Below are 10645 nucleotides of genomic sequence, written 5' to 3' on the forward strand. Positions count from 1 at the left end.
GTTAGTCACCGACATTCTGGATAGTTATCTGGTAGTGAAACGCCATCTGAGTAATCGAAATGGGCTGACGCGTGGCGCCCTGCGCGACATAATCAATGCGGGTGACGGCATGGCCCTCGTTATCCAGTAATGTCCGGCGAAGCGGTTGCTCATCGAACGTCCAGCCCGTTGGCAACAACGGTTGCCAGCTCTGAACCGGCCAGTAGCTCAACATAATATCGGCCAGAACCTGATTTGCTGGAGGTAAACCCTCAATTTTTATCGCCTGCTCGGTGTGGATCCCCGTTTGATCGTAGACCACTTTGAACAGACGGATCCCCAGCGGGGACAATCCGGCCAGTTGCAGCGATTTGCCATCAGCATTGAGCAGCACCAGCAATGACTGCTGTTTGCCGTTGACGGTGGCCGTCAGTAGCTGTTGCTGGCTGACCGGTTTTTCCAGAACGGGTGCGGGGAGTTTCACCTGCACGCCGCGTTTCAGCCAGGCATGGGGCTCAGTACCTGAAGGCGAATTTGTCGCACAACCGCCAAGCATTAAGATCAGAAGCGCCAGCACCGGCCACATCATTCGGGTCATTTTTTGCGTCCTCTTTTTTTAGCCGGCAAGGTCAGTGGCGACAGCAGGAAGGCGGTTAAGATACCGGCGCTCAGTACGATACCGAAACTACTGATCGCCTGTGTCGAGCTGAACACCAGCATGCCGAACGTCAGTAATGTCGTCACCACTGCCATGAAAATGGCAAACATTGACGTCGTCGGCGTGCCGCGCGGATTAGTGAAAAACAGGGTGTAATTGATGCCAATTCCCAGCACCAGGATCAGCGCCAGCAGGGAGAAAAGATTAAGATTGTGACCGCTGAAGCCCAGCGCTGCGACGCCCATTCCGAGTGAAAGCAGTGTAGGAACGAGACAAATCAGCCCGTGCGGCAGGCGAAAACGCCAGAGATAAATAGCCGCTATAACCGCCACAGCCAGCGCCAGCAGATATGTCAGATAAACACGGTACTGCGAGAACAGGCTGCTGAATTCTGTTTTGCGGTCAATCCAGCCGGTTCCCGGTGTGACAGCCGCCAGCGCCGCCATCGCTGCGCTATCATGAACACCATTTACCGGAATCAACGTCGCGCTGCGCCCGTCCGGCAGTGACAGCCACAACAAACGCCAGCCCTCGCTGACCACGCTGTTAAGCCACTGCGGCACATCAACCGTTTGCGCACTGAGATCGGGTGTTGTCACCGTCACTCCCGCCTGTTGTAACTGCGCAATAATTTGCGGGGCGCGCTGGCGGAGCAGTAATAAGTCGCGCTGCTGTTGTGCCTGTGAAGGCAGGCTGAGCGCACGGAAACCGTCAATCACCCCTTTATCTTTAATTTGCACCAGCTTTGGCCGCAGGGCTTCCAGACGTTGCAGTGTCTGCTCGGCGTTATCGCCATACACCACCAGCCATTTCTGGTCGTTCGTCTGTCCGGTGAGCGCGGCTATCTGCTGCTCCTGCTGCTGAAGATCCGCCGGAAGGGATTGCAGATCGGCGATGTCGTCGTTGATCTTCAGCCGCGATATTCCGGTCAACACCAGCACTAAAATCAGTAATGGCAAGCCAATGCGCACAGCCTTGCGACTGCGCCACGCCAGCAACCAGCGCATGATAATCGCCAGCCCCGGTGTCGGTCCGACCGGCAAACGCTTCGACAAATACGGATACCAGCACATCACGGTGATACAGGCGGCGCTCAGCCCGGCAGCGGCAAAAACAGCCAGCTGTTGCAGGCCGGGGAACGGCGAAATCAGCAACATCAGATAGGCAGCCACAGTGGTCAGCAGCGCCACAGATAAGGCGGGGAACAGTTTTTTCAGGCTTTCCAGCGGGGAATTAACCTCACCGTGTACTCGCCGTTCAGTCAGGAAATACAGCGTATAATCGGCGGAAATGCCGACAATGCTGGTACTCAGCACCAGCGTCATCACGTGAATTTCGCCAAACACCCACAGGGTAAAAACGGTGCCCGACAGCGCGCCGATAGCGATAGAAAGCAGACTGAGCAGCAACGGCAGGACCGAACGGAACATCAGTAAGATCAGCGCAAACACGCCAATGACCGATGCGACGCCAATGGTGGACAGGTCGTGCTGCGCCTGCTGGCTGGCATAATGACTGTAGAAAATCGTCCCGCGCTCGAGAACTTTTGCCCCCGGCCAGCGTGTTTCAAAGGCCTGCTTCACTGCACTGAGCGCCGCCACCGTCTGTTTCGCGGAGGTGATGTCATACGATGACGCTTTCAGTTCACCGTGCAGCAGATACCAATTACGACCGTTTTTATCACGGGCCATCAGCCAGCCCTGATCCAGGGTCATACCGGCGCTGTTCTGCTGCTGAGCCATTTGAGAAGCACGCACCAGCAGCAATGGATCATTTGCCAGTTCTTTACCGCTGACACCTGCAAATGCCGAGTAAACCTGGCCAAGGATCCACTGACTTTGCGTTTCAGCACCTGATTTCAGACGCTGGCGGGTCGCGTCATCGAGCAATGCATTGCGATGCAGGAAAAAGAAAGTGCCCCACTCCTGCTGACGCTGCGCATCCATCGGTCCGGCGACCTGACTCAGTTCCGGCAAAGTTTGCAGTTGTCTGAGCCAGTCATCAGCGGGCCGGACTCCGGCACCCGGCGGCGGGCTGACCAGCCACATCAGTTGCCTGTCCAGCCGTTGGGTAAATCCGTCAGAAAACGCCTGCGGAATATCCGCCGTCTGCTGCTCAGGCAAAAGCGCCAGCACGCTGCTGTTAATCTGACTGCGCGGCAGTAACCAGAACAGTGCCGCCACCAGCAGCGCGATAATCAGCAGCCAGCTTTGCGCCAGTTTTCTGTGAAGATCAGGATGCAAAATGGCGTTTCTCGGCATCGGTCAGCGTGGCTGGCGTCGTTTTCTGATTGAAGAAACGAATGTGTGTAGCATCCCCCTGCATATCGTCAATATCGATATTGTTCAGGAAGGTTTCGCCATTGAGCGTGATACTGCGGAACAGACGGTTCAGCGGCGACACTTTCGGCGTCAGGATGAGTTTCCATGCGCCATTGCCCAGATCGGTAAAATTGAGAGAGAAGTTTTCTTCCAGCACCTTGCGGTCTGCGTGGAACAGCGCGCTCAGCAGGGAGTTAAACTGGAACATCTGCGGGTTATTTTCCGCCGTCACCACCTGCGGTTCCTGACCTGCCATGATTTGCACCATGCGTTTTTCGGTCAGCAATAAGGTCAGACTGAACGGTTTTTCCTGTTGCCACCATAGCCCCTGCTGCTGCGCAATCAGCAGGTTCCCGCTGGAATTGAGCGGTTGCGCCATCCCGCTGATAGTTCTTTGCTGAGAAAAATCAGCACGCAACACTGGCACCTGGCTGAAGCGCAGTTGCAATTCTTCCAGCGTGACCGCGTGTGCGCTTACGCTGAAAATGGTCATAACAAGGAGCAGAAAGGCTTTCACAGGCTGACTCCTGTTTTATCAAAAAGTACCTGCGGCGAGACAAAACACATTTCTTTCGTAACGGCGTCCACCGCGACCTGCAATGTATAACCTGTTGTCGTGCGTTTACCGGTTTCGATATCGTAAATCTGATAGCCGATGCGCAGACGATTCTCGATTTCCTCAAGCTGAGCATGAACCGCAATACGCTGCTCAAAGAGCACCGGCGCGATATATTTCAGGCGGGTATCGACTATTGGCCAGACATAACCCGACGCTTCCATCTGACGGTAGCCGTAATCAAATTGCTTAAGTAACTGCTCGCGCGCAACTTCCAGATAACGGAAATAATTGCCGTGCCAGACTACGCCCATCGCGTCGGCATCATGAAAAGGCACCGTAATTTCAACGCGGGTAGAAAATCGCGGATCGTTAAAACGCGGGTCAAGTTTGGAAGTCATATCAGTCAGGTTTCCTGTCAGGGGCGACATCCGCGGGATGCTGCCAGAAATCATAAAAATTGAACCAGTCGTGCGGTGCCAGCAGGCTGTAATGTTCAAGCCGTGCGGCATAGTGATCGACGGCGGCCTGAAGCGCGGGCAGACGATTGGCACGTGGCAGGATCAGCGGATCGGCAAAAGATTCGCAGTAAATATGCAACTGCTGTTGCTGCATGATGCCAAACATCAGCATCACCGGCGCACGAAGCGCCGCGGCAAGGATAAAAGGCCCCTGCGGGAAGGCGGCGGGCTTGCCCAGAAACTCGCTGCAAATGACGCGGGAATGTTCGCCACGCTGATGCTGGCTGGCTGACGTCCGGTCGCCGACAATCGCCACCCATTCACCGGCATCCAATTTTTCCTGCAATAAGATGGCTGTCTCAGGGCCCATCTGGCTCACCTGAATCAGGTTAACCACCGCCTGCGGATTAATTTCTTTCATCACCTGATTGAACCGCTCGGCGTGTTCGGTAAATACCAACGCGTTGACAGTCACGCGGTGATTGAGCGCGCCAATCGCCCGGCAGGATTCGATATCGCCCAGATGCGAGGCGAGGATCAACGTTCCGCGGCCAGAGGCAATATGCGATTCGCAAATTTCGGGATTCACCAGCACCGCATCGGTCAGGGTTTTATCGCCCTGCCAGCTCGCCAGTTTACTCAGCATTGATTCACCGAAACGCATGAAATGGCGGAACGTGCTCAGCGGATAAGGCAGGGAAATATCGCGTTCTGCGGCGGTGATACGGACACGCTCAAGCCAGTCCGCAGAGGCATTGCGCTGTGTACGCCCGGTCAGCCAGAAATAGGTGATTACCGGATAAAGTAGCAGGCGAAAAGCCCGATAGCCCAGCGTCCGGTAAACCGCCAGCATCAGGCGAATGCCCCATAATCCTTTGCGTTCCTGCGTTGCGGACCAGTGTTCAGGCCTGTTTTTACGCTGACGCAGCAAATAAGGAATGCGCGATAACATGCCAAAAAACAGCCGGGTATGCATCCACGAAATTTTTACATTGTCTTTCACGGCATCGAAATGCGAAAGGCCGTCTTCGGGATAAGTGACCCGCGTAGGCAGGAAGCGGCTGCGCGTGCCCTGCCAGTAAAGACGCACCATGATTTCCGTATCGAAATCCATCCGCAAACCCAGCGTCTTTTTCTCCATCAGTTGCAGGCAAGGCTTAAGCGGATAAACGCGAAAACCGCACATGCTGTCCTTTAATGCGAATGACAGGGTTTCGACCCATACCCAGAAATGCGTGATATAGCGACCATAGAGGCGCGATTTGGGCACGCTTTCATCGTAAATCGGCTGACCCGATATCAGACAATCCGGGTAGCGTTTTGCTTCCGCCAGCATCGCCGGGACGTCGGAAAGCTGATGCTGACCGTCGGCATCTACCTGTAGCGCGTGAGTGAAGCCTTTTTCGGCGGCCAGTCGCAGCGCCGCTATCACCGCTGCACCTTTCCCCTGATTTGCCGGAAGACGCGCCAGGCTCATCCAGGGCGTCACACAGGCCAGTCGTTGTAACTCATCAGCCGTTTGCGCGTCACTGCCATCGTCCACCACAATACAGGGCAGACCGGATGGCAGGAGGCTTTCCAGAACACCAGCCATCATCGGCCCGTGGTTGTAACAGGGAATAATCAGGCAGGGAGAAAAAGTATCTGGCGGCATCATGGACATAATGTGATTTTTCCACTACTGGCGACGGTATCACCCACGATGTAACGAAATACCAGCCGGTGTTTTTCTTCCAGCCAGTCGATCTGCAAATCCACCGTTTCTTCAGGTAATAGAGGTCGCTGGAATTTCACCACTTCCATTCCGGCAAACGCGTTATTCATCCCCAGGATCTCTTCTGCGTAGATCATGACCCAGTTCACCTGCGTCACGCCAGGAAGGATTGGCGAAGACGGGAAATGGCCTTCAAACCAGAATAAACCGGCAGGCAATGTGAGCGTAAGAAGCAGGCTGTTTTCGCCATTGAGTTGCTGATTTAGCACGTCAGGCATAATCATAAAAACATTTCCTGTATTTCAGCAGCCGAGCGTTTGCCTTGCTGGTTAAGGGGGATCACCGGAACTATGCGCCAGTATCGCGGCAGCGCGACAGGAGATATCCAGCTGCGCAGCGTCTGCCGGAGGTTTTCCAGCAGCGCCGCCTGACCTTGCGAATCCAAAAATTGTTCTCCGCTGCGGCTTAACACCAGTACAGCAGCCACATAAACCCTGCCGCGTTTTTCAACAGTCAGCACACTGGCTTCCGACAGAAAATCCAACTGACATAAGCGTTGCTCAATCTCAGTCAGGGAAACACGTTGCTCCGCGATTTTCACAATCCGATCTTTGCGACCCAGCAACTCAAAATGGCGCGGATCGGAGGGGAACATTCTTATGTCATCGCTGAGCGTGAAACTGCCGGAAGGTGAGATCAGCGGCGAAACCAGAGAAGTATTGCCATCCGGACGGGGCGAAAATGTGATATCACCAAAAAGCGTCCAGACCTCATCGGGTTGATGTTGCCGGCGAAAAGCGATAATACCCGTCTCGGTCGTGCCATAAATTTCCGTCGGCAAATCACCACAGGTACGTTCTACTAACCGGGCGGCGGCATTCTTCAGCGGTCCGCCGGCAGAAAAAACATGGCGGAGTTTTTTCATATTCAGCGCCGGATCCAGCCTTTCAAGAAATGCCGGGCTGCTGATGAAGACCAGAGAATGCGCGGCAGCCAGAGACTGTAGCTGCTCATGATATTTCACGCAGGTGTTTGCAAACGGCAGCCCCAGCGACAGCGGCAATATAAAAGCGAAACTCAGGCCATACATATGATGGGGGGCAACGGTGGCGACAAAACGCGCGTCAGTAAATTCCGCTCCCCGGAGCGCGCTGAGCCACTGGCTTTCACGTTCCAGACAGGAAACCGGTTTAACGATTTTTTGCGGTTTACCCGTCGAACCGGAAGTAAACAGGACGACTGAAGCATCTTGCGGCCATTGCGGCAAAACCGTCTGCATTGCCTGCCGTGCGAAAGGAAAACGCAGCACCGGACAATCAGGTGACAAAGGGAGATCGGTAATCAGCGCATCAAATTCATTTCGTTGTTCAGATAATACGGCTGGACGAAAATGACCGGGCAGAACCGGCATCTTTCCACTGTAAATCACAGCCAGCAGCGCGACGGCAAATGAGTAGTTATCTTCCAGGCATAATGCCCAGCGGGAATGGGAGGTCGCACTGAGGCTGGCAATAAGGGATAACACATCGCGGCGAAACTCATGTTGCCGCCATTCCCGGTCTTCACTCCAGGCGATGAGATGATCCTCAGCTCTTTCCGTGCTCAGCCATTTGCACATCGGCAGGGTTGTCACTGACGCAGACGCTTTCTGACTATCCATTCAATACCCATTAATAAGCCAATCAGCAGATAACTGATCCCGCCGTTATAAAGAGCCCATAAATCCGTATCGCCTTTCAGGCAGGTATATAAGGCCATCAATCCATTACAGAAAAAGAAAACGCACCAGACCTGAGTAACCCGACGTGTATAAATAACGCCCCGTGGCGGCAATTCCGGTTCGCTCAGACGGGCAAGTCGCTCAACCAGAGATTGCCGGGCAGACAGCGAGCTGAAAAACACGCCCAGCAATAAAGCATTTACCGCGACCGGGTAATACAGCAGCATCGACGTTTCGCGCAGCAAAACGCTGGTTGCCACCAGCACAATCCCCACGATGGCAATCGCTTTTCCAAAAAAGGTAAGCTGGGATAATTTCCCGCGAAAAGTCAGTAACCGCAGAATAAATACGGCGATAAGCATTGGCGCCAGAACGCCTGTTCCCCAATTTTTTAATCCACACCAGACGGCTATCGGATAAGCAATCACCGCCACCGGCATTGCCCACCGGGCAATTTTTGCCAGCAGAGGGAAAGATAAATGCCGGGGCTTATTCACAAAAATCAGGACTCGGGCGTGTTAAGCAATTCATCAATCGCATCAACAATATCCTGAACTGTTCTTACAGATTTGAACATTTCAGGTTTAATCTTTCTGCCCGTCGTCTTTTGCAAATGAACAACCAAATCAACAGCATCAATGCTGTCTAATTCCAGATCCTCATAAAGCTTCGCTTGCGGACTGATATCACTTTCATCAATTTCAAATAGCTTGATTAATAACGCGCTAATTTGCTGGTAAATTTCTTGCTTCTGCATAGGAATCTCTTTAATCACGCTGTACTGATATAAATCTGGCAAGACTTTCAACAGAATAGAAATGTTCGCGCATTTCCTGATTTTCAGCCGAAAGGATCACACCGTATTGCTTTTTCAACGCCAGGCCCAGCTCAAGAGCATCGATAGAATCCAGCCCCAAGCCGTCCCCAAAAAGCGGTGCCTGAGTCTCTATCTCATCTGGTGTCATACCTTCCAGATTAAGCGTCTTGATGATAAGGGCTTTAATGTCGTTACTTAATGAATCCATGACTTATTTCTCATTATCTTGAGTATTTCCACGCATCAGCTCAGTGCGCAAATGCTGTGTCAGACGTCTTGCAGCCAGAGCCGGTGAAAGATCACTTTCATTGAGAAAGTCTTCAGCCTTTACCTTATCGGCAACAGTAATAACAAACTGAGGTTTTACCGGGGGAATTTGATACCATTTTCCCCGTTTAGTCAGCATAGGTGGCTGACAGGTAATATGAACAATTCTTACATCACAATTTGCTCTCAGCGCAATGTTTGCGGCACCGCGCTGTAATGTCATCGGCTCACCGGGCACTGTACGCGTGCCTTCCGGAAAGACCAGCAACGTCCCCCCCGCTTTCAGGCGGGTTTCACATGCCTGTAGCAGCGCATCCGACCCCGAGTTAACCAGATATCCGGCGGCTTTAATCACGCCACTCAGAAACGGATTCTTCAGCAAAGCCTGTTTGACAATGCAATCACAACGCGGCATTTGTGATGCAAGGATGACATAGTCAAGTAAGCTGGGATGGTTCGCGACGATGAGACAGCCTGTATCCTGCTGAAACTTTTCATCACCTGTAAACCTGTAATCCATCACGCCCACCAGACGTAATCCGCCAAGAAAAAAACGAAAGCTGCTTCGGATACTATTCAGTGTCATTCGATGCAATCTGTCAGGCTGGCGTATGACGAGCCGCAACAGATTAAACCAGATTAGCGAAAGCAACAGTCCGCCAATTCCGAAAAGTGCGAAAAAGAATCCGGTCGCCAGCCACCGCCAGATACGGTTCGGCAGAGAAGACATCTCATTGTTCAGTCCAGATTCTCCCATCACAAGTTACGCGACCATTGCCAGCTATGACGATTACCCGCACTTACATCAAATACCGGAATAGTTGAAAGATAGCCGCGCAGGAATTGAAGACTCTGCGCAAGAGGTAACACCCGATGTTCATCAGGCATTGAAACGCGCTCACACTGCAGAGTATTGCCAGCTGTTAATATTATTGCCACAGCATAAGGGAGAAACTCAGAATTTATCGATTCATTATATATCGGAGGTATCTGCCCGTCGAAATCAATCAGCATAATACGGGAAGCGCCTGCTGATAACATTGATTGTGCTTCCAGTATTCCCTGCTGAAAACTGTCATACCCCGCCGCTAATGAAGTCACTGGCAGGGGATTCTTGCCGGTAATCGTTAACCACCCCGCCGCAGTATTATGTACTGACATCGAAAACTCAGTCGGTGAAACAGGTTCTTCATTTGCCAAATTATGCAAAATCCGCCCTGTTTTTTCGAGCTCGCCGTGACGACTGGTAAAAATGGCCGCATCAACGTTATGCTTTTCGAGCAATGAAAGACCGATATCCACAGCAAAACGACTTCCGATACTCATACGACGTGCGGTCATCATAGGAATTTGCGCACTTTTAAGGATTTCACCTGAAAATTTATCTGCATCAGGCTGGCTGGCCCACTGGATCCAGTGTTCGCAGCTATTAACTCCCGGAGCGAGAGCCCGCCAGTCAAGCATATCCAGTGTGAATTTCATGATGAGTGATCTTTGCAAATTATCCGAAATAAGACTTTATGATATTTTATTGGAAGTTGCATCTGTAATTTGTCTGCATATTACCATGAACTATAGATTTCGCTTAAGATCCCACAATAATTTATATCGTGACTTCATTTAGTTATCCGAATATAAACAAATTACTTTCCAGGTGAGGATTTTTCAATTATTAAACTGCATAAAATAAAAAAACAATATAACTGATAACAATTACTATTTTGTAAGAATAATTATTTCGAATAAATTAAGGCTATTTAATCAGAGGGAGAAATGGAGTTTTAAATATCAAAATGAGAGACTTAAAAAGTAAACTATACCGCTATCAAGGCCGTTTGATCTTTAAATTCATAAATATCAGATGCAAAAAACCCCTGAATCTTTCGATTCAGGGGTTATGCAATAATTGGCGGAACGGACGGGGCTCGAACCCGCGACCCCCTGCGTGACAGGCAGGTATTCTAACCAACTGAACTACCGCTCCACCGGTTCTTTCACACGCATCAGCAATCGGCTGATACCTGTTTGTTCCTGTTATTTTCCTTGTCAGGGGAAAAGGAACACGTTCTTTACTAATTTGATGCCTGGCAGTTCCCTACTCTCGCATGGGGAGACCCCACACTACCATCGGCGCTACGGCGTTTCACTTCTG

Annotated in this window: 12 protein-coding genes and 1 tRNA gene; all 13 read right to left on the reverse strand. The window is 51.7% G+C overall.

Annotated features, from left to right (window positions below; translation table 11 throughout):
• Window position 1: 1 nt before the first annotated feature.
• The 13 genes from D5398_RS09780 to D5398_RS09840 all read right to left on the reverse strand — a co-directional run bounded on the left by D5398_RS09780 (window position 2) and on the right by D5398_RS09840 (window position 10477).
• Window positions 2–577, reverse strand: coding sequence for a DUF3261 domain-containing protein (locus D5398_RS09780; RefSeq protein ID WP_120507419.1), 576 nt, complete (start codon window positions 575–577; stop codon window positions 2–4).
• Window positions 574–2880: an MMPL family transporter gene (locus D5398_RS09785; protein WP_120507420.1), complete on the reverse strand. Its 2307-nt coding sequence runs from the start codon at window positions 2878–2880 to the stop codon at window positions 574–576. The genes D5398_RS09780 and D5398_RS09785 overlap by 4 nt, the downstream gene beginning before the upstream one ends.
• Complete coding sequence (locus D5398_RS09790) at window positions 2870–3475, reverse strand: LolA family protein (RefSeq protein WP_120507421.1); 606 nt, start codon at window positions 3473–3475, stop codon at window positions 2870–2872. Before D5398_RS09790 ends, D5398_RS09785 begins: the two co-directional genes overlap by 11 nt.
• Window positions 3472–3915: an acyl-CoA thioesterase gene (locus tag D5398_RS09795; RefSeq protein WP_120507422.1), complete on the reverse strand. Its 444-nt coding sequence runs from the start codon at window positions 3913–3915 to the stop codon at window positions 3472–3474. Before D5398_RS09795 ends, D5398_RS09790 begins: the two co-directional genes overlap by 4 nt.
• Window position 3916: 1 nt before the next feature.
• Complete coding sequence (locus tag D5398_RS09800; protein ID WP_120507423.1) at window positions 3917–5638, reverse strand: glycosyltransferase family 2 protein; 1722 nt, start codon at window positions 5636–5638, stop codon at window positions 3917–3919.
• Complete coding sequence (locus D5398_RS09805) at window positions 5629–5973, reverse strand: 3-hydroxyacyl-ACP dehydratase FabZ family protein (protein ID WP_120507424.1); 345 nt, start codon at window positions 5971–5973, stop codon at window positions 5629–5631. Before D5398_RS09805 ends, D5398_RS09800 begins: the two co-directional genes overlap by 10 nt.
• The gene (locus D5398_RS09810; RefSeq protein WP_120507425.1) at window positions 5970–7349 is read right to left on the reverse strand and encodes an AMP-binding protein; all 1380 of its coding nucleotides are present in this window, start codon (window positions 7347–7349) and stop codon (window positions 5970–5972) included. Before D5398_RS09810 ends, D5398_RS09805 begins: the two co-directional genes overlap by 4 nt.
• Window positions 7319–7849, reverse strand: a complete 531-nt coding sequence (locus tag D5398_RS09815; RefSeq protein WP_415838519.1) for a COG4648 family protein — start codon at window positions 7847–7849, stop codon at window positions 7319–7321. The genes D5398_RS09810 and D5398_RS09815 overlap by 31 nt, the downstream gene beginning before the upstream one ends.
• 62 nt (window positions 7850–7911) lie before the next feature.
• Window positions 7912–8166: an acyl carrier protein gene (locus D5398_RS09820; protein ID WP_120131853.1), complete on the reverse strand. Its 255-nt coding sequence runs from the start codon at window positions 8164–8166 to the stop codon at window positions 7912–7914.
• A 10-nt stretch (window positions 8167–8176) separates the two neighbouring features.
• A complete protein-coding gene (locus tag D5398_RS09825; RefSeq protein ID WP_120507427.1) occupies window positions 8177–8434 on the reverse strand; it encodes a phosphopantetheine-binding protein in 258 nt (85 codons plus the stop codon).
• Window positions 8435–8437: 3 nt separating this feature from the next.
• Complete coding sequence (locus D5398_RS09830; RefSeq protein ID WP_415838518.1) at window positions 8438–9223, reverse strand: lysophospholipid acyltransferase family protein; 786 nt, start codon at window positions 9221–9223, stop codon at window positions 8438–8440.
• A 26-nt stretch (window positions 9224–9249) separates the two neighbouring features.
• Window positions 9250–9975, reverse strand: a complete 726-nt coding sequence (locus D5398_RS09835; RefSeq protein ID WP_120507429.1) for a beta-ketoacyl synthase chain length factor — start codon at window positions 9973–9975, stop codon at window positions 9250–9252.
• Between the two features lie 425 nt (window positions 9976–10400).
• A tRNA-Asp gene (locus tag D5398_RS09840) sits at window positions 10401–10477 on the reverse strand.
• Between the last annotated feature and the right edge of the window lie 168 nt (window positions 10478–10645).

Origin of the sequence: Rahnella bruchi (assembly GCF_003614975.1) — a bacterium.
GTDB classification, from domain to species: domain Bacteria; phylum Pseudomonadota; class Gammaproteobacteria; order Enterobacterales; family Enterobacteriaceae; genus Rahnella; species Rahnella bruchi.